The sequence below is a fragment of the Brevundimonas sp. GW821-FHT10A07 genome (genome assembly GCF_059415785.1).
On sequence record NZ_JBWKNX010000022.1, the window covers coordinates 36,199 to 56,268 of the forward strand.

Annotated in this window: 20 protein-coding genes; 6 read left to right on the top strand and 14 right to left on the bottom strand. The window is 67.3% G+C overall.

Annotated elements, in window-relative coordinates:
• Window positions 1-3: 3 nt before the first annotated feature.
• From AC07NC_RS15765 to AC07NC_RS15785, 5 genes are all read right to left on the bottom strand, one after another.
• Window positions 4-1,362, bottom strand: a complete 1,359-nt coding sequence (locus AC07NC_RS15765; RefSeq protein ID WP_494570086.1) for a TolC family protein — start codon at window positions 1,360-1,362, stop codon at window positions 4-6.
• A gap of 105 nt (window positions 1,363-1,467) precedes the next feature.
• Window positions 1,468-2,175: a Vmc-like lipoprotein signal peptide domain-containing protein gene (locus tag AC07NC_RS15770; RefSeq protein ID WP_494570087.1), complete on the bottom strand. Its 708-nt coding sequence runs from the start codon at window positions 2,173-2,175 to the stop codon at window positions 1,468-1,470.
• Between the two features lie 172 nt (window positions 2,176-2,347).
• On the bottom strand, window positions 2,348-3,736 hold the full coding sequence (locus AC07NC_RS15775; protein WP_494570088.1) for a sensor histidine kinase: 1,389 nt from the start codon (window positions 3,734-3,736) through the stop codon (window positions 2,348-2,350).
• Window positions 3,723-4,400 (bottom strand): winged helix-turn-helix domain-containing protein, encoded by a 678-nt coding sequence (locus tag AC07NC_RS15780; RefSeq protein ID WP_298745472.1) that lies wholly within the window; start codon window positions 4,398-4,400, stop codon window positions 3,723-3,725. The genes AC07NC_RS15775 and AC07NC_RS15780 overlap by 14 nt, the downstream gene beginning before the upstream one ends.
• Window positions 4,401-4,463: 63 nt before the next feature.
• The gene (locus AC07NC_RS15785) at window positions 4,464-4,823 is read right to left on the bottom strand and encodes a PepSY domain-containing protein (protein ID WP_494570089.1); all 360 of its coding nucleotides are present in this window, start codon (window positions 4,821-4,823) and stop codon (window positions 4,464-4,466) included.
• Window positions 4,824-4,993: 170 nt separating this feature from the next.
• Between AC07NC_RS15785 and AC07NC_RS15790 the strand changes: the two genes are divergently transcribed.
• The gene (locus AC07NC_RS15790) at window positions 4,994-5,458 is read left to right on the top strand and encodes a DUF1003 domain-containing protein (RefSeq protein ID WP_494570090.1); all 465 of its coding nucleotides are present in this window, start codon (window positions 4,994-4,996) and stop codon (window positions 5,456-5,458) included.
• Here AC07NC_RS15790 and AC07NC_RS15795 read toward each other — a convergent pair.
• The gene (locus tag AC07NC_RS15795) at window positions 5,450-6,085 is read right to left on the bottom strand and encodes a cytochrome b/b6 domain-containing protein (protein WP_494570091.1); all 636 of its coding nucleotides are present in this window, start codon (window positions 6,083-6,085) and stop codon (window positions 5,450-5,452) included. The two genes, AC07NC_RS15790 and AC07NC_RS15795, sit on opposite strands and share 9 nt — an antisense overlap.
• A 141-nt stretch (window positions 6,086-6,226) precedes the next feature.
• Between AC07NC_RS15795 and AC07NC_RS15800 the strand changes: the two genes are divergently transcribed.
• Window positions 6,227-6,919: a VIT1/CCC1 transporter family protein gene (locus AC07NC_RS15800; protein ID WP_494570092.1), complete on the top strand. Its 693-nt coding sequence runs from the start codon at window positions 6,227-6,229 to the stop codon at window positions 6,917-6,919.
• A gap of 114 nt (window positions 6,920-7,033) precedes the next feature.
• On the opposite strand, the gene AC07NC_RS15805 is transcribed toward AC07NC_RS15800, so the two are convergent.
• Window positions 7,034-7,273: a DUF1289 domain-containing protein gene (locus AC07NC_RS15805; protein ID WP_494570093.1), complete on the bottom strand. Its 240-nt coding sequence runs from the start codon at window positions 7,271-7,273 to the stop codon at window positions 7,034-7,036.
• Between the two features lie 170 nt (window positions 7,274-7,443).
• Entirely contained in the window at window positions 7,444-7,719 is a 276-nt protein-coding gene (locus AC07NC_RS15810; RefSeq protein WP_494570094.1) for a metal/formaldehyde-sensitive transcriptional repressor, read from the bottom strand.
• 103 nt (window positions 7,720-7,822) lie between these two features.
• Here AC07NC_RS15810 and AC07NC_RS15815 point away from each other — a divergent pair, with 103 nt between their 5' ends.
• Window positions 7,823-9,151, top strand: coding sequence for an MFS transporter (locus tag AC07NC_RS15815; RefSeq protein ID WP_494570095.1), 1,329 nt, complete (start codon window positions 7,823-7,825; stop codon window positions 9,149-9,151).
• 12 nt (window positions 9,152-9,163) lie between these two features.
• On the opposite strand, the gene AC07NC_RS15820 is transcribed toward AC07NC_RS15815, so the two are convergent.
• From AC07NC_RS15820 to AC07NC_RS15845, 6 genes are read right to left on the bottom strand one after another with little or no spacing between them, the layout of a single operon-like run.
• Window positions 9,164-9,781 carry a transmembrane anchor protein gene (locus AC07NC_RS15820; RefSeq protein ID WP_494570096.1) on the bottom strand — a complete coding sequence of 206 codons (618 nt, stop codon included), beginning with the start codon at window positions 9,779-9,781 and terminating at the stop codon, window positions 9,164-9,166.
• A gap of 13 nt (window positions 9,782-9,794) precedes the next feature.
• Window positions 9,795-10,526: a HupE/UreJ family protein gene (locus AC07NC_RS15825; RefSeq protein ID WP_494570097.1), complete on the bottom strand. Its 732-nt coding sequence runs from the start codon at window positions 10,524-10,526 to the stop codon at window positions 9,795-9,797.
• 44 nt (window positions 10,527-10,570) lie between these two features.
• Window positions 10,571-13,759 carry an efflux RND transporter permease subunit gene (locus AC07NC_RS15830; protein ID WP_494570098.1) on the bottom strand — a complete coding sequence of 1,063 codons (3,189 nt, stop codon included), beginning with the start codon at window positions 13,757-13,759 and terminating at the stop codon, window positions 10,571-10,573.
• A 14-nt stretch (window positions 13,760-13,773) separates the two neighbouring features.
• Window positions 13,774-15,030, bottom strand: a complete 1,257-nt coding sequence (locus AC07NC_RS15835; protein WP_494570099.1) for an efflux RND transporter periplasmic adaptor subunit — start codon at window positions 15,028-15,030, stop codon at window positions 13,774-13,776.
• Window positions 15,027-16,340, bottom strand: a complete 1,314-nt coding sequence (locus AC07NC_RS15840; protein ID WP_494570100.1) for a TolC family protein — start codon at window positions 16,338-16,340, stop codon at window positions 15,027-15,029. The genes AC07NC_RS15835 and AC07NC_RS15840 overlap by 4 nt, the downstream gene beginning before the upstream one ends.
• Before the next feature lie 50 nt (window positions 16,341-16,390).
• Window positions 16,391-16,819, bottom strand: coding sequence for a hypothetical protein (locus AC07NC_RS15845; RefSeq protein WP_494570101.1), 429 nt, complete (start codon window positions 16,817-16,819; stop codon window positions 16,391-16,393).
• 343 nt (window positions 16,820-17,162) lie between these two features.
• Between AC07NC_RS15845 and AC07NC_RS15850 the strand changes: the two genes are divergently transcribed.
• From AC07NC_RS15850 to AC07NC_RS15860, 3 genes are read left to right on the top strand one after another with little or no spacing between them, the layout of a single operon-like run.
• Window positions 17,163-17,597: a hypothetical protein gene (locus tag AC07NC_RS15850; protein WP_494570102.1), complete on the top strand. Its 435-nt coding sequence runs from the start codon at window positions 17,163-17,165 to the stop codon at window positions 17,595-17,597.
• Between the two features lie 54 nt (window positions 17,598-17,651).
• Window positions 17,652-18,911, top strand: a complete 1,260-nt coding sequence (locus AC07NC_RS15855) for a TolC family protein (protein WP_494570103.1) — start codon at window positions 17,652-17,654, stop codon at window positions 18,909-18,911.
• Window positions 18,908-20,068, top strand: a complete 1,161-nt coding sequence (locus AC07NC_RS15860; protein WP_494570104.1) for an efflux RND transporter periplasmic adaptor subunit — start codon at window positions 18,908-18,910, stop codon at window positions 20,066-20,068. The genes AC07NC_RS15855 and AC07NC_RS15860 overlap by 4 nt, the downstream gene beginning before the upstream one ends.
• Window positions 20,069-20,070 lie beyond the last annotated feature (2 nt).

The window sequence follows — 20,070 nt, forward strand, 5'->3', positions numbered from 1 at the left end:
GCATCATTTCGCTTCCCCGATCAAGGCACCCGACGCCAGTTCCAGCGCCACCCATTGTTCCGACAAGGCCTGATCCAGGACGGCGAGGGCGATCTCCTTGTCGGTGAGAGCCTGACGCGCGGTCTCGGCCGTGACGCGGGCGATGTCGCCGCGCGCGCCGGCCCGTTCGAAGGCTTCGACGGTCTGCCTCAACGGCGCGACCTGGGCCTCCAACGCGTCCCGCTGGCGCAGGCCGATCCGGTAGGCGGCGATCAGGGTGGTGATCTCCGAGCGCGTCGAGAACAGGCGCGCCTCGTATTCCGCGCGAAGCTGTTCGCGCGTGGCGTCCTGCACCGCGATCGCGCCACGGTTCCGGTTCCACAGCGGCAGGTCGAAACCGATCGCGACGCCGTTCGTCCTCACGGCGCCTGTGTCCCGCGTCGCGTTCAGCGCCAGATTCAGGCGAGGATATTGCTGAAGCAAGGCAAGCCGCAGATTGGCGTCCTGGGCGTTATAGCCGGCGCTCAGGGCGGCCAGGTCGAGCCGTTGGCGATACGCCCGTTCGACCAGATTCACCGGGTCCGGTGGCGGGAGATGAGACAGCGGCGAATCGCTCAGGGCGACGACGGCGTCGGGAGGCAGACCGAGCGCGGCGTTCAGCGCGAACCGGGCCGCCTGCAGATCGCGCTCGGCGCTCCGGGCTCGGTCGCCGGCGTCGGCCGCCGCGATGCGCCGAGCTTCCAGATGGTTCGCCGACAGATCGCCGCGCGCCACCGCCCGAAGGGTTCGACCCAGGGCGTCGTCGGCGGCGCGAGAGGCTTCGAACGCCAGCCCCCGCACGGTTTCCAGGCCGCCGATGCGGGCGGCCAGAAGTCGCGCCTGGCCCGCCGACTGCCATTCGAGCCAGGCGACGTCGAGCCGCACTTGATCCCGGCCCGCCCTGGCCGTCCGCTGCCGGAGTGGACGGGTGTACAGGCTGGACGTGTCGAACCCGAGGCCGCCGGCGATGGCATCCACGAGGCCAAGGGCCGAAACAGGGTGGTCCAGGCTGAAGGAAAATTGGGGGTCCGGCAGCAGCCCGGCCTCGAACACCTGCGCCTCTGCGACGCCGAGCCGGGCCCGTTGGGCTCTCAGATCGGGATTGGCGATGACGGCTATGACACCGAGCTGTCGCGGCGAAAGCGGTCCCGCCAGGTCAATGTCTACGGGGTCGAGCCGGGGATGGTCGAGCCGGGCGGCCGCCAGGGCCAGTTCGGCGGTCGAGGGATCGGGACGCGGGCGGTCCGGCAGGTCGGCGGACCGATAGGATACGCAACCGCCGAGGACGACGAGCGCAAGACTCGCGGCCGCGAGCCCGGACGCCCGCCGCCGTCGGGTGGCCAAGATCAGATCATCCGTCCCTCTTTCGGGCGAAGGGGTCAACGCAGTCAAACAAGGCCTCCAGCGACCGATTTTGCCCGTCCCGGCCAGCGAGACGAAGGGATGGCGCTAGTTCGCCGGTTTGAAATGCTCTTCAAGCGCGTCGACCAACGCCAGTTCGTTCGACACCGCGATCCCGGCGGCGACCGCGTTCTTCTGCGCGACGGCGGTTTCCATTCCCGACAGGGCGCTGTCGAATGCGCCGCTCAAGCCCTTGGCGGTGACGCGCGGAGAAATCCGTGTCCAGGTTTCGCGAGCAAATACCACGTCGGCGGTCATCCGACCCCAGTTGATCGGCTTCGATTTGGCGTTGGCGTCATATCTGAAGCCCGCATAGTCCAGCAGGCTGACCTCGACGGGAACCTGGGCCGAGGCGTCCTGGGCGCTCACCAGAACCCTGTAGGTTTCGACCGCCGCGATCGCGAGCGCCGAACGATTCTGATCCCGCATGGCGGTATCGATCCCCGCGCCCAGCGTGTCGAGGCGCGCGGCCTGGTCAGGCGCGAGCAAGGTTCGGGCCTCCGAAGTCGTCTGTCGAGCAACGGTCAGCGATGCGGCAAGCTCGGGGAACGTCTTGTCGAAAGCGGTTTCCGTAAGCGTCTCGTAACCCTCGGCCGCAGCCAGAAGCCGCACGTTGCGATCCGACGCCGCGGGCGAGGCCGCGGTCGCCGTGGCCGGCGGGTTCGTCTTGTCAGCCTGCGGGTTGCATGCGGCCAGGGTTGCGGCGACGACCGCGATCGCGGCGACGCCTCCGAGGGATTGGGTGATGCGGATCATGGCTCTTGCGCTCCTTGGAGAGGATGTCGCCCCGGCCGGCGGGGTATCATGCGAGGAGGCGGGCGCCGGCTCGCGGTCGAAACACGCGCCTCGCCAAGTCGGGTCGGGGTTTGACTGAGGCTCCAGAACGCCGGCCCTGGAAACCAATGGTCGCTCACAAGGGTGCAAACTGTCATTCGGGCGAGGTCCTGTCCACGACGGCCTGGCCCAGGTGGATCCGCGCGGCCAAGCCCGTGCGGTTGGAACCCAGCACGAGGTCGGCGTCATGAAGCGCCGCGATCGCCGCGACCAGGGCGAGTCCCAAGCCCGAACCGGGCGAGTGACGGCTATGGTCGAGGCGGAAGAAGCGCCGGGTCACCTTCGACAGCGCCTCGTCGGGAATGCCCGGTCCGGTATCCCTGACACAGAGGACGGCTTTCGATGCCTCATCGTAGGTCTCTATGATGATGTGGATCGGACCGTCGGCGTGAACGATGGCGTTCTCCACCAGGTTGGACAGCATCTGGATGAGCAAATCCTCGTCGCCGAGGATCAGCCTTTCGCTGTCTGCCAGGAGCGTCATGGTGTGGCCGGCCTCGTCAGCAACCGGCTGATAGGCCTCGAAAACCCGCCGCACGAGCCCCGAGGCGGACACCGGAGCGAAGGTCTCGCGTCCCGTTCCCCCCTCGATCTGGGCGATCCGGAGCAGGGCCGCGAAAATGTCCAGCGCGCCGTCGAGGTCGTTCAGGGCGTGGTCGATCGCCTCCTGCAGTCCTTCGACCGTCCCGGACCGGGCGCGGGACTGCTCCAGTCTCTGGCGCATCCGGTTGAGGGGCGTTCTGAGATCATGAGCGATGTCGGAGGATAGATGCCGCATCGCTTCCATGGATGCTTCCAGCCGCTCCAGCATGCGATTGAGATTGTCCCGCAATGCCGCAAACTCGGAGCCCAGGCCGATCGGAGGCAGCCGTTCGCTCAGATGGCCCTGCATGATCCTCGCCGTGGCGGTGTTCACCCGCTCAAGACGCCGGGCCAGGATGAGGCCCGCCGTCAGGCCGCCCAGGGCGGCGAGAACCGCCATGCCTGCGGCTCCCCAGAGTGCGATCTGCGCCATCCATTCCTGCAGCTCGTGCACCGCATAGGTCGTCTTGCCGACCACCAGACTTCCGTCAGGCAGGGGCGTCGCGAGGGTGCGGACCAGAATCGGTTCGTCGGCGCCCGCGCCGTCGTCAGTCGGCGCGGGCATGGCCACCTGGCCCAGACCGGGGCCTTGCGGGGCCTCGAGCGGAAGCTCGCCGGCCAGACGGCGACCGGTCCGGTCAAACAGGGCGTAGGAAAAAGGGCTGCCGAGCCGCGTGCGCGAGGAGACCCGGCGCTCCAGGCCGGGAAGATCCGAAGCCGCCTGGTCGGCGAGCAGAACCCGGCTCTCGACGCGCAAATCCTCTTCAATCGAGGCGTTGGCGTAGCCGGTGACCGCCCACTGGAACGCGCCGAACATCAGGGCGCCGCCCAGGGCGAAGATCACGGCGAAGGCGGTCGCGAGACGAAGCGCGGAGGACGCGAGGAGCCTAGGCGCGGTCATCGATCATATACCCCGCGCCTCGAACCGTGTGGATGAGGTCGTGACCGAACGGTCGATCGACCTTGGCTCTCAGGCGACTCATATGGGCGTCGACAAGATTGGTCCTGGGATCGAAATGAAACCCCCAAACCTTGTCCAGGAGCATGGCGCGGGTGACGACCTGACCGCTGTGCCGGGCGAGAAACTCCAGCAGTTTGAATTCCTGGGGTGTGAGATCGAGCCGGGTCGTACCCCGTCGGGCAGTCCGTGCGCCGAGGTCGAGCTGGAGGTCACCCACGTCGATACATGTTCTCAGATCCAGGACCGGCGACCGTCGGCCGAGCGCCTGGACCCGGGCCAGAAGTTCACTGAAGGCATAGGGTTTGACCAGATAGTCATCTCCCCCGGACTCAAAGCCCTCGACCCTGTCCCTGACACCGCCGACGGCAGTGAGAAAGATAACCGGCGTGGACTTGCCCGCCTCGCGGACCGCACGGACGACGGACAGGCCGTCACCGCCCGGCACCATCCGGTCGATGATCAGCACGTCGTGCGCGCCTTCGAGCGCCAGATGCAGTCCGTCGTCGGCGGTTACCGCGATGTCCACCGTGTGACCGGCCTCGGCGAGCCCGCGGGTCACGAACTCGGCGGTCTCGGCATCGTCTTCAAGAAGCAGGAGTTTCATTCTGGCGTCCCGGCAAGGGAGACGCCGCCCCCGTGTCGGGGGCGGCGTGGCGATCAGGTGTAGTCAGTCGTTGTCCTCGGGGCCGTCATTGGCTTCGTCGGCCTCTTCGGCGACCGCGCTGACGCCGCCGCTGGTCATGTCGACGGCATAGGTCGCCACCCGGTCGCCGCTGGCGACCTCGACTTCCCACTTTCCGCCGCTCTCATCGTCGAACGAGGCCTCCATGGCCTTGCCCGAACCCTGGCGTTCCGCGATCGCGACCGCCTGGGCCAGCGAAATGCGCGCGCCGTTGACGGCGGCGATCTCATCGCGCTCGTTCTCGCCCGGCGGACCTGGATTGGCGGCGACCGCCACTCCGCCGATGGCCGCGGCCGAGATCAGGGCCGCCGCCGACAATCCGACAATGAGTTTCTTGCGAGTCATGTGACGTCTCCATTCGCCCAGCATCGGGCGTGATCGAACCCTAGGCCGGCCAACCTTCGCCGATGCTCTCGCGCGGGTTACAAGTTGGAAACACGCTTGATGCGGGTTCACCGTGAGGGGCCTGATCGTCGTGAGGCCTCTGAGTTTGGAATACTTATCGAGGAATAATCATGCATCGTCCCACCCATCTGCTCGGCCTGAAAGCGCTCCGACAACGGCGGCCAGCCCTTCGGAACATCAACGATCAGGCCAGGCAGCAGCTGTCTCCGCTCGACCGCTTCGCCATCACGATCACGACACGGGTCGGAACCATGGGGTTCTTCCTGATGATCGCCACATGGTCGGTTCTCTGGCTCGGCTGGAACCTGCTGGCCCCGATTCATCTCCGGTTCGACCCCCCGATGGGATTCGTTCTCTGGCTGTTCATCTCCAATCTTATCCAGATCCTCCTGATGCCGTTGATCATGGTGGGCCAGAATATTCAGGGGCGTCACGCTGAAGCCAGAGCCGATGAGGACTTCGCCGTCAATCAGAAGGCCGAGCTCGAGGTGGAGGAGATCATCCGGCATCTCGAAATCCAGACAGAGATCCTCCGGCGGCTGGACGCCGGGAGCAAAGGCCCTTCGTCAGTGTGACCAGAACATCTGTCGAAAAAGCCGATGGCCCGCGACTTCATGCAGGATCGCAAGACTGGCGTGACCGATCACATAGGCCCAGACGAGCTTGGATGATGCCTCGTGGACGGTCATGCCCGCGGTTCGGACCGGTTCGGGAAGGACGGAGATGAGGCTCATCGTTCCCGTCACCGCCATGACGCTCATGACGATCAGGCCAAGTCCGTGGACAGCATGGGCGAAAGGATGCGAGCCGACGTCAGGCAGTCGTCCACGCCGCCAGACGGACAGGTGGAGGCGGAAGTCCTGCCAGACGGCCAAAGTCGCCTTCGGAGAGAACCACGGAACCAAAAGACTGAAGCGGACCTCGCCCCGACGGACTAGGGTCCACAGCCAGTAGGCCAGCAGCAGGCCGAGGCTGGTCAGTCCAACCCATTCGTGGAGTTCAAACGCGAAATTCTCGGGCCGTCCGGGCTTGGGCGCGATCATGAAATTGATGATGACAAGCTGGTGGATCACCGCGACTGCCAGCAGTCCGTGAAGGGCCTTCGTCAGCAGGCTTCGGTCGGTTGACATCAAGCGGTCTCCTGGAATCAGGCCAAGGTTTATGCGCCGGTGTGACGGCCTCACTTCTTTATACGCAATCAACCTGCCAAACCCTCAAACACATTCGACTATAAAAATGAGAAGCATTATCGAAATACTGCCTGTCGCCAGAAGCGGTTATTGACCGTATTGACCCGCTCTACCTTTCGGCCTTGAAGGAGCGCGGATAAATCGGGACCGCGGATGCCGTTGCACAGTGAAAGACACCTCGTGGAGAGGATCGGCTGGTTGCGGGCCGCGATCCTCGGTGCCAACGACGGGATCGTTTCCACCGCCAGCCTCATCGTCGGCGTGACCGCGGCGGCGGCGCGGCCCAGCGACATTTTGCTGACGGGGATCGCCGGTCTGGTCGCAGGCGCGATGTCGATGGCGGCGGGTGAATACGTCTCGGTCAGTTCGCAGGCGGATACCGAAGCGGCAGATCTGGAGCGCGAGGCGGGCGAGCTCGCCGCCGACCCCGAGGCTGAGGTCGCCGAACTCACCGCCATCTATGTCCGACGCGGCCTCACCGAAGAAACGGCCGCCGACGTGGCCCGCCAGTTGACGGCTCATGACGCGCTGGCCACACATGCCCATGACGAGCTTGGTCTGGTTCCCGGAATGAAGGCGCGGCCGGCGCAGGCGGCCCTGACGTCGGCCGCGACCTTCTCTGTCGGCGCTGCAGTGCCCCTCCTCATCGCTCTCGGAGCGCCCCCGACCTGGGTCGCGCCGGCCGTGGCGACCGGGGCGCTGGCTTCGCTCGCCGGACTCGGGGCCATCGGCGCCGCCGCTGGCGGGGCAGGCCGGTTGCGCGCGGCCGGGCGGGTGGCGATCTGGGGCGCTCTGGCCATGGCGGTCACCTCCGCGGTGGGTGCGGCGGTGGGCGCGTCGCTCTGAAGCCGGGCGACCGGAGGCGAGATCGCGACCGCCCGATCACCGCGAGGCGCCCGCCAGGTCTGAGCGCGCTCGACCCGTGGCAAAGCCCGGGCGTGCTGTTCGCGTCTCCCGCGGTCATCTCTCCCGGTTCTGAACCAGATCGGTGGGGGCCGCGGAGGGCAGATCGGCGTGGGATCGTCCCTGATCCTTCAGCCGTCGCAGGCGTCGCGTGAGATCCTTGAGGATTAGCTGTCGGGCCCGTGGCTGCATTTTGCGCCAGGAACGGATCTCCGGAACCGAACGGCCGCAGCCGACGCACCAGCCGGTACGACCATCGAAGCGGCAGACGTCGGTGCAGGGGGAATCGGAACTCACGGCCTCGTCTCCGGATGGTGGTAGCCGATTTCAGCCGGGCCGGCCTCATGCGGCCCGTTGTGCGCGGGTGGAGGCCGGATCGTATCCAGGGCCGGACCGATACCGGATCCTGCATCCCGGTTTGCCCGCCGGCCGGTATCCTCAGAGCGTGTTCTGCTCATTTGCCTGGCCTAGCTGGAATAGCGGCGGATAAGGGCGATCAGCTCGTCGGTGCCGATCCGGCGGTCGTTCTCGCTCAGATCGGGATGGGAGACGTGGTGTCTCAGATGGTCCTCGATCAGTTCATTGAGCAGCCCGCCCATGGCACCGCGCGCCGCCGCGACCTGCTGGAGAACCTGCGAGCAATCCGTTTCGGTTTCGATGGCTCTCTCGATCGCAGCTAACTGGCCGGCGATGCGTCGAATGCGCGCCACGAGTTTTTTCTTGCCGGTGACCGTATGTCCCATAGTTACTCCCCTAGAGTATATTGCAACCGTATGCGAGACTCGACGAAGGGGAGCCGCCCTCCGGGATCGCCCGGGATTCCGTGGCGTCCCAGGTGACCCTTTGATGTTTTCTCCCCTGCGTCACTCCGCCTACCGGCACCTCTTCATGGCCCAGGTTTCGGCCCTGCTGGGGACGGGAATGGCGACCGTCGCGCTCGGGCTGCTGGCCCACGATCTGGCGGGGGCGAGCGCCGGGGAAATCCTTGGGGCTGCTTTGGCGATCAAGATGGTCGCCTATATCGGCGTGGCGCCATTCGCGAGCGCCCTGGCGGCGAGACTGCCGAGGAAGACGCTGCTGGTCTCTCTCGACGTGGTGCGGGCCGGGGTCGCGGTCAGCCTGCCATTCGTCGGTGAAGCCTGGCAGATCTACGGGCTGATGACCGTGCTCTATGTCGCCTCGGCCGCCTTCACTCCGGCCTTCCAGGCCATGATCCCCGACCTGCTTCCGGACGAGGCCGAATACACCAAGGCGCTGTCGCTCTCGCGGCTGGCAGCCGATCTGGAGAGCGTCGCCAGTCCGGTGCTGGCGGCGTTGCTGTTGGCGGTGATGAGCTACAACAATCTGTTCGCGGGGACGGCGGTCGGTTTTGTCGTTTCGGCGCTGTTCGTCGTCAGCGCGGTCTTGCCGGCGCTGAGCACGGCCCAGCCTCGGCCCTTCCTGCAACGCCTGACCGGGGGCATCCGATTGTTCGCGCTGACGCCGCGCCTTCGGGGTCTGCTCGCGATCAGTCTGGCGACGGCGGCGGGCGGGGCGATGGTGTTCGTCAATACCGTGGTGCTGGTGCAGTCGCGCTTCGCCATGTCGGAGCAGGCGACGGCCTGGGCGCTGGCGGCGTTCGGCGGCGGATCGATGACGGCGGCGGTGATCCTGCCGCGTCTGCTGGTTCGGCTTTCGGACCGGTCCGCCATGGTGCTGGGAGCCGCCCTCATGACGCTGGTGCTGCTGGCGGGTCCGTGGGTCGCGGCCAGTTACCCGGCCTTGCTGGCGCTCTGGGTGGCCATGGGCTTCGGCTATTCGCTGACGATTACACCGGCCGGCCGGGCGCTGCGGCGGTCATCCAACGCCGCTGACCGACCCTCGTTGTTCGCCGCCCAGTTCGCCCTGTCGCACGGCTGCTGGCTGATCGCCTATCCGGTAGCGGGTCTGGTCAGTGCGGCGGTTGATCCCGGTGCAGCCTTTCTGGTCCTGGCGGGCCTGTGCGCCTCGGGCACGATCCTGGGGCTGCTGATCTGGCCGGCGCATGATCCGGATACCGTGCCGCACAGTCATGATGACCTCGAACCCGATGATCCGCACCTGCTGGAAGGCCACGCGCTGGACGGCGAAGCGGGCCATGCCCACCCCTACGTCATCGACGAACGGCATAGCCGCTGGCCGACGACGAGGGGATAGGAGCCGTGGAGATCAGACCACGCGCTTGACCTCTGTATAGGCGCCTGTGGTCTGCAGGGTGATCGTCACCGTCTCACCGGTGCGGTTGCGCCAGAACCAGCCGTGACTGCCGGTGAAGGCGGCGGTGAGGTCGCCTTCCTCACGCTGGGACGATCCCTTGCTGTAGCCATGATAGGAGGTTCCGGGCCGGTCGGCGTGGACGTCGAAATTGATCCGCCCGCCGCTGCTTGACCAGACGTAGCGGACGCGAGCGCCTTCCTGCATCACCAGCTTGATCTCGGCGCCCTGGTCGGGGGCGAGGGTGAGAACGGTCTCGTCGGTTCGGACCCCGGGCGCAGTCGCCGCGGGCGTGACTGCGGCGGTCGGCGCCGCAGCGACGGCGGGCGGCGTGGCGGCCGGCTGGAGGCCCGCCTCTTCGGCCTTGGCTTCAGCAGCAAGCTGCACCTTGATGCGGCCCATTTCCGTCAGGCCGAGCAGCGATCCGACCCGGGTGGGATCGGTGCCGTATTCGGCGGGCAGTACGATCGTGACGAGCAGACCGGCGGCGACCACGACGGCCAAGGCCGTGGACTTCAACAGCTTGCCGGTCGAGGGCAGTTCGGACGGGTCGGGCTTGTTGGCGTTTTGCATGAGAGGTCTCCGATCAGGTGACGAAGAAGCCGACGAGCTGATAGCCCGCCAGGATGAAGCCGAGAGTCATGAGGACGACATTGGCGGCATAGGCATGACGCCAGAAGCCGGTCGTCTTGCGCCAGAAACCCATGACGATGAGGATGGCGCCCAGGGCCAGAAGCTGGCCTGCCTCGACCCCGATGTTGAAGGCGATCAGGTTGCCGATCAGTCCATCGGATGACAGCTGGAAATCCTGCAGCTTGGTCGCCAGGCCAAAGCCGTGAAACAGGCCGAAAATCAGGGTCGCGGCCTTGGTCGAGGGCTGGAAGCCGAACCAGCGCTGGTAGGCGCCGAGGTTGTCGAGCGCCTTGTAGACGACGGACAGACCGATGATCGCGTCCACCAGATAGCTGGACACGCTGATGTCGGTCAGCACGCCCAGCAGCAGGGTGGACGAGTGGCCGATGGCGAACAGCGTCACATAGATGCTGATGTCCTTCATTCGGTAGAGGAAGAAGATCACGCCGAACAGGAACAGCAGGTGGTCGTAGCCGGTGACCATGTGCTTGGCCCCGAGATAGACGAATGGCCAGAACAGGAAGCCGGATGTCTCCTGGATATAGCCCTTGTCGCCCTCGGCCACGCCATGGGCCAGGGCCTGGCCCAGGGCTCCGTCGATGAGAAAGAAGAGCAGGATGGCGGCCAGCGCCATTGCGGGTGATTTGAGCCAGGACCAGGGATCCCGGCGATAGGCAACTGTCATGAGAACCTTTCCGGAGTTCGGGGAGGGTGTGGAGCGGCGGACGGTCAGAACCGCCTCCGCTTGACGCGGAACGGCAGGTGGTCGAGCCAGGCGGGACGGGGACGATCCTCGGTCCGGTCGCGGCCGTGGACGAGGCTGTAGAGCGCCGGGAGTACGAGCAGGGTCAGCAGGGTCGACGAGATGATCCCGCCGATGACCACCGTGGCCAGCGGACGCTGGACCTCGGCCCCGGTCCCGACGTTGAGCGCCATGGGCACGAAGCCCAGGCTGGCGACCAGGGCGGTCATCAGCACAGGCCGCAGACGGGTCAATGCGCCTTCGCGGATAGCCGTGGGGATCGGCTTGCCCTCTTCGATCAGGCCCCGGATGAAGCTGACCATGACCACGCCGTTGAGCACAGCGACCCCGGACAGGGCGATGAAGCCGACGCCCGCCGAGATCGATAGCGGCAGATCACGCATCATCAGGGCGGCCACCCCGCCGGTGAGCGCCAGGGGCACGCCGGAGAAGACGATGGCCGAGTCCTTCCACGAGCGGAACAGGGCGAACAGCAGGCCAAAGATCAGCAGCAGCACAGCCGGCACCACGACCTGAAGCCGTTTCGCCGCCGAGATGAGCTGTTCGAACGTACCGCCATAGGTGACCCAGTAGCCGGCGGGGATCGTCACCTCGGTCTCGACCCGCTCCTGCACTTCCCCGATGAATGAGCCCAGGTCGCGATCGCGCACGTTGGAGGTGACCACGATCCGTCGCTTGCCGTTCTCGCGACTGATCTGGTTGGGACCGACCGCAAGCTCGATCGTCGCCACCTCGGCCAGGGGCACGAATTGACGCGCCTGTCCCTCGCCCGCCGGCAGGGGTATCTGCAGGCGACCGATCGCATCGGTGTTGGATCGCAGCGCTTCGGGCAGGCGAACGACGACGTCGAAACGCCGGTCGCCCTCGAAAATCTGCCCCGCCGTGGTGCCGCCCATCGAGGTGGAGATGACCGACTGGACGTCGTTGACGCTCAAACCCAGTCGCGCCATGGCAGCCCGGTTGGGTGTGATCTGGAGCACCGGCAGACCCGTGACCTGTTCGGTCTGGGGATCGGCCGCGCCATCCACGCCGGCGACGATGCCTTCGATCTCGGCGCCGAGCCTGAGCAGTTCGTTCAGATCGTCGCCGAACACCTTGATGGCGACATCGGCGCGCACGCCCGAAAGCAGTTCGTTGAACCGCATCTGGATCGGCTGGGTGAACTCATATTTGCTGCCGGGGATTTCGTTCACGGCGGCTTCCATCTCCTCAACAAGCTGACCGCGCGGCTTTCTCGGATCGGGCCAGTCGGAGCGGTCCTTCAGCATGATGAAGGTGTCGGCGACCGAAGGCGGCACCGGGTCGGTGGCGACTTCGGCAGTGCCGATCTTGGCCACGACCCGCTCGACCTCCGGGAAGGCGGCGATGCGGGCCTCCAGCGCGGTCTGCATCTGGATGGCCTGGCTCAGACTGGTGCCGGGGATGCGCAGCGCGTGCATGGCGATGTCGCCTTCGTCGAGATTGGGCACGAACTCCGAACCCATTCGCGACGCGCCGAAGCCCGCCAGCAGGACAAGCGCCACGGCGATGCCGATCATCAAACCCCGGGTCTTCAGCGCGAAGTCCAGCGCCGGCTGATAGCCGACCCGGGCCCAGCGCATTACGAAGCTGTCCTTTTCCTCCACCTTGCCGGTGACGAACATCGCGACCGCGGCAGGCACAAAGGACAGCGACAGGACGAGGGCGGCGGTCAGGGCGATGACGACGGTGATCGCCATCGGGTGGAACATCTTTCCTTCAACCCCGGTCAGGCCGAAAATCGGCACATAGACGAGGGTGATGATCAGGATCCCGAACAGCGACGGCCGGATGACCTCGCTGGAAGCCGAGGCCGCCAGATCAAATCGTTCTTCCCGGGTCAGGATACGGCCCAGACGGTGCTGGGCCTCGCCGAAGCGGCGCAAGCAGTTTTCCACGATGATGACGGCGCCGTCGACGATCAGGCCGAAGTCGAGCGCGCCGAGGCTCATCAGATTGCCCGAGGTCCCCGTCCGCACCATGCCGGTTATGGTCATCAGCATGGTGATCGGGATGACCGCCGCCGTGATCAGGGCGGCGCGGATGTTTCCGAGCAACAGGAACAGGACGACGACGACCAGCAGGGCACCTTCCAGCAAGTTTTTCTCAACTGTGTGGATGGCGCGATCGACCAGGTCCGTCCGGTCATAGACCGGCGATGCGGTCACCCCGTCGGGTAGCGCGCGCGCCGCCTGTTCCAGACTGACGGCGGCAGCCCGGGCCACCACGCGGCTGTTTTCGCCCGCCAGCATCAAGACCGTGGCGAGCACGGTCTCCTTGCCGTCTTCGGTCGCGGCTCCGGTGCGCAATTCTTCGCCCATGCCCACGTCCGCGACATCGGCGATCCGGATCGGAACACCGCCCCGGGTGGCGATGACGACGCTGCCGAGATCCTCGGTCGTCGAAGCCTGGCCCGGCACGCGGATCAGATACTGCTCACCGTAGCGCTCGACATAGCCGGCCCCGACATTGGCGTTGTTGTTGTTCAGCGCATCGACGACTTCGGCCATGGTCACGCCATAGGCCGACAGTCGTTCGGGCTGGGGCGTCACATGATACTGGCGCTCGTAACCGCCGATCGTATTGACCTCGGTGACGCCCTTGGTGTTGCGCAACTGGGGCCGGATCACCCAGTCCTGCAGGGTTCTCAAATCCTCGGTCGTATAGGGCTGGCCGTCCGGACGACGGGCGTCCGGCGCGGCGTCGATCGTATACATGAAGATCTCGCCCAGGCCTGTTGCGATCGGGCCGAGTTCGGGCGTGACGCCGGGGGGAAGCTGGCTGAGCGCGTTCTGCAGCCGCTCGTTGACCAGTTGGCGCGCGAAATAGATGTCGGTGCCGTCGTCGAAGATGACGGTGACCTGGCTCAACCCGTAGCGTGAGACCGAGCGCGTATATTGCAGGCCGGGCACGCCCGCCACCGCCGTCTCGACAGGGAAGGTGATGCGTTGCTCGGCCTCCAGGGGCGAATAGCCGGGAGCCTCGGTGTTGATCTGGATCTGGACGTTGGTGATGTCGGGCGTGGCGTCGATGGGCAGGCGCTGGAAGCTCCAGACCCCGACCGCGCAGGCCAGAAGGACGAGCGCCATGACGACCCAGCGGAACCGGATCGACAGCGCGATGATGCGTTCAAGCATGATGGTCGCGCCCCCTAGTGGTCATGGCTCGCGCCGGACTTGTCGATGTCCGCGCGAATGAGGAAGGCACCGTCGACGACGTATTCGGTTCCGGGTTCAAGCCCGCCGAGGACCTCGGTCCATTCGTCGGTTCGACGCCCCAGTTCGAGCATCCGCACCTCATAGGTGTTGCCGACCCTGGCGTAGACGACCTGGAAATCCCGGAACGGCTGGATGGCCTTGGTCTGGACCGCCAGCGACACCTCGCCCTGACCGACCTGGACCGTGCCGCTGACCCCCAGACCCGGCCGCCAGACGCCGCCCTGGTAGGGGAGCGCGACGTGGGCGACCAGTGTCTGGCTCATGGGGTCACTGGACGGCAGCACGGCCTCGATGACGCCGAGCGCGCGGTGATCCCCGGCCAGGCTTGTGACCTCCACGCGTTGCCCGACCCGGACGCGCTCTGCGTCGCGCGGATAGAGGAAGAACTCGGCGTGCAGACGGGTCGGATCGCCGATGGTCAGCATCGGCTCGCCATTGCCGGTAATGGCTCCGGGGTTGGCATTCTTGGCCGTGATCATCCCCGAAATCGGGGCCGTGACGGAATAGGTCTGCAGGCTTTCGCTGGATTCGACCCGGGCGAGGACCTGTCCACGCCGGACGCGATCGCCGAGCTGGACCGACATGGCCATGACGCGACCGGGATAGCGGGCATGGACCTCGCTCTGGCCCTCCGGCGTGATCTCGACCCGGCCGCTCAGCGGCAGGCTCTCGCCCAGGACTGCTCCGCCGGCTCTCTGGGTGGTTACGCCGCCCGCCCGGGCGGCATCGGCGGTGATGATGGTGCGCCCTTCATAGGACTCATAGCTCCAGCGGTGCTGGCGTCCGGCATGGGCGGCGGCGACTGTCACGTCGAAGGAGTGGGGCTCGAAGACCACGCCCGGGGCCGCGAGGTAATCGTTCTCGGCGGTGAAGACGAACCGGTCGGTCTTGGGACCCAGTCGACCCAGGGTGATGCTGGCCTGGACCTGGCGCGGATCGAGGGGCTTGTCCTTGAGATAGGGATAGAGCCGGAACAGTGGCTCCGGACCATCCTCATAGATGGTGACCTCCAGTGCGAAATCACCGTCTCGCAGCATCCGTCCGCGATGGGGGCCACGCTCATAGTCGCCCGCTGCGACCTCGCCTTCGGCTTTTTCCGCTGAACCGCCGGGACCGCAGGCGGAGACGACGACGGCAACGGCAAACAGGGCGGCGGCGATGATGCGCCGCGATGGGGTGTGACGGGTCATGAACGGATCTCCAGGCCCAGCAGGGGGGCATGCGCGCCGGTCAGCCGGTCAAGGCGGGCGCGATCAATGTGAAACTGTTTGAGAACGGCGACACGCCGGGCCCGGGTCGCGAGCAGCGCCGTCTGGGCGGAGATCACGTCGTTGTAGGTGAAGCCGCCGCGCGCGAAACCTTCGCGAACGAGAACGACGGCGCGCTCGGCCTGGGGCAGGGTCTCCTCGGCGATCCGCTGTGCTTCCATCGCCCGTGAGGCGAGCAGCACCTGAAGCCGCGCGATCTCGCGTTCCCGGTCCAGCCGAAGCGCGGCCATGTCGGCCTCGGCCGCGACCCCCTCGAACCTGGCCCGTTCGATGGCCCCCTCATTGCGGTCAAAACGACCGAGCGGGATGGAGCCGCCGACCACCAGACCGAGGTCCTGGCCCTCCCAGAAATGCCGCACGCCGACACTGACGGTGGCGTCCGGCATGGCGCGGGCCTGTTCAACCCGAACCCGGGCCATGGCGACATCGCGCTGCGCCGACAGCACCGCGAGATCGATCTCGGAGGCGGGGCCGGCCGCCTTGCGCGCGGCGCTGGTGTCCTCGAAATCGGCAGGATCAAGCGAGAAGGTCGAGGTGCCGATCCAGAAGCGTCCGAGCGTGGCGCGGGCCAGCCGGGCCTCAATCCCGGCCTGATCAAAATCGATCTGGGCCTGCGCCAGCTCGGCCTCGGCGCGAGCGCCCGCGAACAGGGGGTCGCGGGCCATGTTCACGCGGCGCTGCACTTCCGCCTGAAAGCGTTCCGCCAACGCCAGTCGCTCGCGAGCGATCTCCAGCTCGGCTCCGGCGGCCAGGGCGTCGACCCAGGCGCGCTGCACCTGCTCCAGCCGGTCTAGTCGCCGAACGGCAGCTTCAGCCTGGACCACGGCGGCTTCACCGCGCGCCAGGGCCACGCGCGCCGGCCGGTCGCCGCCCCGCTCGAAACGCTGCTCGTAGGACAGGGTCGTTTCGGTTCGGTCGATGATATTGCCCCCGCCCAGTGTGGGCAGGTTCTCGACCATCAGACCAAGGCTCGGGTTGGGGCGGACATCGGCCTGACGCACGGCGGCATCGCCGGCGCGGGCGCGGGCTTCACCCCCGGCGAGCGCCGGGTCGACGTCGGCGGCCCGCGCGAGGGCGTCGAGCAACGACAGGGCCGGCGCGTCCACGGCAGTGAGGGGCGGCTGCTGCGCCAGGGCGGTATGAGACGGCAGGGCCGCCAGCGAGAGCGCAAGCGCCGAAACGGCCGCCATGCGCGCCCACGATCCGGCAGCGCCGGCATTCGGGGTTTTCAAGGATATCTCCGGGAAACAGATTGCGCGCGCAGCCGAAAGGCTGCGCAGGTTCAGATGACCGTGCGCATCCGTTTCGGAGGATATTCGGGGCCGTCGCCGTCGTGGTTCGGCCGCGACGGATCGCCGGCGGACCAATGCTGACCTGTGGTCGATCGAAGGATCGCCTTCACGCCGTTGCCGGCTTCCGGGACGGCGTTCGGGCTGTCGCCGGTCGCGGCGTGGTGATGACCCGTGGGTCGGGTCTCGCTGGTATCCGGGTCTTCGCCGCCGGCTGCGTCAGTCCCGGTCGCAGGCTTGGGCGCGACATGGACGTGAAGCGGGTCGTGGTCCGCATCGAACGCGCTGCCGGGGGAGGCGATCGGCGGCCAGTCGAACGTATGGGCGATCCGATGCCCGGTCTGTGACGCCCCATAGAGGCTCGTCACCGCCAACAAGGCGGCGCAAAAGCTCACGCAAAGGGTGCGAAACAATCGGGACAATGGGGGCTCCTGCTTCGGGCCATAAAGCGCGTCGCCGGGTGTGGCAACGGCCAAGTTGACGCGGCATTGCACCGCGCCGAGGGCCGGGCCGCTGCAGTTGTCACGTTATGAGGGTGCGGTGCCGGGGGAACGGGGTAGGGAGGGTGGGCGCGGCGACGACTGGGGGGCGGCCTGCCGGTTGCTCGTCCCGTCCATCTCGGCACCCGATCCATGAGCACCCGGTTTCCTTGCATCTCGCCAGGCCGGCGAATTTGGATGTCTCCCCGCGATAATTCGCCAAACGTGGTTAGTCCCACGGGCGCCACGAACGCCCCGCCGCGTGCAGCCCGCGTGATCGATCACCATGATCCGGCGCAAGGATCCGACACACTGGCCTGCGACGATGGTGCGATTGCAGACGCGTCAGACCGTGTTATGGAGCGCCATGGGATTGTCCTCGGCCAGGCACGGTTGGATGGCGGCGCTGCTTGCGTCGTTTCTGGCCCTGTTTGTCCTGATCTCCGCTGCTGAGGCCGCCACCTGCGCCCCCGAAGCGGCGACCGCCCACGCTTCGGAACGGCTCGCCGACTCTTCGGCCGATCCTGATTCGGACGACAACGACCGACCCGACCAGCATGCGATCTGCGCGCATGGCCACTGCCATCACAGTTCTGCGGCGACCAGCCATACACCTGAAGCCCTGACCCCGACGACGGACGGTCGCGACCCCGTGTTGCCGTCGACTGATCGGCTCGCGTCTCGCAAACCCACCGGACCGGACCGCCCTCCCAGAGGCTGACGGGTTCGCGCGCTCACGCGCGCCTTCCACGTCAACCATCCGGGAAACAGGACCATGCTATCCACAAATTGCCGTCTGCCGCGCACCGCGGCCGGCGGAGCCGCGATCACATTCGCGGCGACCCTGGCCATACTGGCTCCAGGGTCAGCCCTTGCCGAACCCGTCACCCTGGCCGATGCGCTGGCGCGCACCGCGGCCTCTTCGCCCACTCTGGCGGCCGCTGAAGCCGACGTTGCCGTCGCCCTCGGTCGAGCCCGGCAGGCCGGTTTCAGGCCGAACCCGGAGCTTGACCTCTCCGTCGAGAATTTTTCCGGCACCGGCGCTCTTTCCGGATTGAACGAAGCCGAGAGCACGCTGAGCGTCGGACAGAGATTTGAACTGGGCGGAAAGCGGCCTGCGCGCGAGCGCGCCGCCCGGGCCGAGGTGGACGTCGCGCGGCTGCGTCTCGGGGTCGCTCGCGCCGATCTGCAGCAACAGGTGCGTGACGCCTATGCTGAAGCGTGGGCCGACAGTCGACGGGTCGAACTCGCCCGTGACCAGTTCGTGCGGGCCGACAATCTGCAGACCATCGCCACTGAACTGGTCGACGCGGGCCGCGAGCCGCCGCTTCGTGCCCTGCGGGCGCGCACGGCGGCTCTTGAAGCCGTGGGCCGGGTCCGGGCCGCCGAGGCCGAATATGCGCAAGCCCAGCGGGCGCTCGCCGCGCTCTGGGGCGGGAGCGAGGATCTGCCCGATCCGACGGGTCCGGAAACGGCGTCGACCTCGGCCGCCGTTATCGATCCGGTCGACGCGCTCGACGTACGCCTCGCCGAGGCGGAGGTCGCCACCTCGATCGCCGTCATTGATCGCGAACGCACCCTGTCGCGGCCCGATGTGACGGTGAGCGTCGGCGCGCGCCAGTTCCGCGGAACGGACGATACCGCCCTGGTATTCGGCGCGTCGATGCCGTTGGGTCTGTTCGACCGCAACCAGGGCAATATTGCCGCGGCCAACGCCGAGCGGACCGGGGCCGAAGCCCGCCGCAACGCCGCCCTCGCCGCCGCTATCCGGCGGACGCGTGACGCCCAGGCCGCGCTTCGCACGGCTGAGGCGCAACTCGCCTTCCTTGAAAACCAGGCCGAACCCGAGGCGATCGAAGCCGTACGCATCGCTCGCGAAGGCTTCTCGGCCGGCCGCTTCACCCTGCTGGACGTGCTGGACGCCGAACAGGCGCTCAACACCGTTCAGGCCGCCATGATCACCGCCGAGCTGGAGCGGGCGCAAGCCGTCGCCGCCCTGACCCGCGCCTCCGAAACCGAAGGATCCGCCCGATGAAGAGATTGACCAACAAACAACGCCTCCTGGCGGGAGCGGCCGCGACGGTCCTGGTTCTGGGCGGCGGTTACGCGGTCTCGAGCATGACCCGCGGTGCGGATGCCGCACCGGAAGCCGCCGCCGGGGCGGAAGAAAGCCATGGCGCCGGCGAGGCTCTGGAAATGGACGCCGCCCGCATTCAGGCGGCCGGCATCGTCCTGGCGCCCGTCGGCAGCGGTTCGCTCAGCGCCGAGATCGTGGCCCAGGGTACCGTCGTGGGGACGCCCAGGGGCGAGGCCGTTCTGGCGGCCCGCGCCGACGGGGTGATCACCGGTGTCTCGCTTCGCCTCGGCGACAGCGTCCGCGCGGGCCAGACCGTCGCGCTTATCGAGAGCCGCGAAGCCTCCGCGATCGCCGCCGAACGGGCGACGGCCCAGGCCCGGCTGACCGCGGCCCGGCAGGCTCTGGCCCGTGAGCAGCGCCTGTTCGACGCCCAGATTACCGCCCGGCAGGATCTGGAAGCGGCCCAGACCGTCCTGGCGGAGGCCGAGGCGGAGGCGCGGCGGACCTCATCCGCCGCCGCCGCCGCGCGGGTCTCCGGCGACGGCCGCAGTACGGGCGTCGTCAGCCCGATCAGTGGCCGGGTGACCGTCTCCAACGCGACCTTGGGCGCCTTCGTGAACGCCGGCACCGAACTGTTCCGCGTGGCCAACTCCAGCGAGATTCAGATCCAGGCAGCGGTCTCCGCCGATGACGCCAACCGCATTGCGCCGGGTGACCGGGCCTCCATCACCCTGCCCGAAGGGGAGGTACAGGCCACGGTGCGATCGATCACGCCGGGCGTGGATGCGCAAAGCCGCGCCGCCACCGTTCTGCTCAATGTGTCCGGGGTCGGGGGCTTGCGTCCCGGTCAGGCGATCGCCGTAAGAATCTTCACACGCGACGCTCGGACGACCGACGGCGTCTCGGTGCCCGAGGAAGCCATCCAGACCGTCGAGGGCCAGGAGGTGGTGTTCGTGCGGTCCGCCTCCGGCTTTACGGCCGTGCCGGTCATTGTCGGCCAGCGCAGCGCCGGACGGGCCCAGATCACATCCGGGCTCCGGGCCGGTCAGACGGTGGCGACCCGCAACGCCTTCCTGCTGAAGGCCGCGCTGGGCGCCGGCGAAGTGGAGCACTAGAT

Bases quoted from the DNA above. Each gene is read 5' to 3' on its own strand.
- AC07NC_RS15835 (WP_494570099.1), bottom strand. From the start codon at position 15,030: ATGACCCGTCACACCCCATCGCGGCGCATCATCGCCGCCGCCCTGTTT.
- AC07NC_RS15785 (WP_494570089.1), bottom strand. From the start codon at position 4,823: ATGACTCGCAAGAAACTCATTGTCGGATTGTCGGCGGCGGCCCTGATC.
- AC07NC_RS15850 (WP_494570102.1), top strand. From the start codon at position 17,163: ATGATCCGGCGCAAGGATCCGACACACTGGCCTGCGACGATGGTGCGA.
- AC07NC_RS15855 (WP_494570103.1), top strand. From the start codon at position 17,652: ATGCTATCCACAAATTGCCGTCTGCCGCGCACCGCGGCCGGCGGAGCC.
- AC07NC_RS15800 (WP_494570092.1), top strand. From the start codon at position 6,227: ATGCCGTTGCACAGTGAAAGACACCTCGTGGAGAGGATCGGCTGGTTG.
- AC07NC_RS15790 (WP_494570090.1), top strand. From the start codon at position 4,994: ATGCATCGTCCCACCCATCTGCTCGGCCTGAAAGCGCTCCGACAACGG.
- AC07NC_RS15780 (WP_298745472.1), bottom strand. From the start codon at position 4,400: ATGAAACTCCTGCTTCTTGAAGACGATGCCGAGACCGCCGAGTTCGTG.
- AC07NC_RS15775 (WP_494570088.1), bottom strand. From the start codon at position 3,736: ATGACCGCGCCTAGGCTCCTCGCGTCCTCCGCGCTTCGTCTCGCGACC.
- AC07NC_RS15770 (WP_494570087.1), bottom strand. From the start codon at position 2,175: ATGATCCGCATCACCCAATCCCTCGGAGGCGTCGCCGCGATCGCGGTC.
- AC07NC_RS15820 (WP_494570096.1), bottom strand. From the start codon at position 9,781: ATGCAAAACGCCAACAAGCCCGACCCGTCCGAACTGCCCTCGACCGGC.
- AC07NC_RS15810 (WP_494570094.1), bottom strand. From the start codon at position 7,719: ATGGGACATACGGTCACCGGCAAGAAAAAACTCGTGGCGCGCATTCGA.
- AC07NC_RS15860 (WP_494570104.1), top strand. From the start codon at position 18,908: ATGAAGAGATTGACCAACAAACAACGCCTCCTGGCGGGAGCGGCCGCG.
- AC07NC_RS15830 (WP_494570098.1), bottom strand. From the start codon at position 13,759: ATGCTTGAACGCATCATCGCGCTGTCGATCCGGTTCCGCTGGGTCGTC.
- AC07NC_RS15815 (WP_494570095.1), top strand. From the start codon at position 7,823: ATGTTTTCTCCCCTGCGTCACTCCGCCTACCGGCACCTCTTCATGGCC.
- AC07NC_RS15825 (WP_494570097.1), bottom strand. From the start codon at position 10,526: ATGACAGTTGCCTATCGCCGGGATCCCTGGTCCTGGCTCAAATCACCC.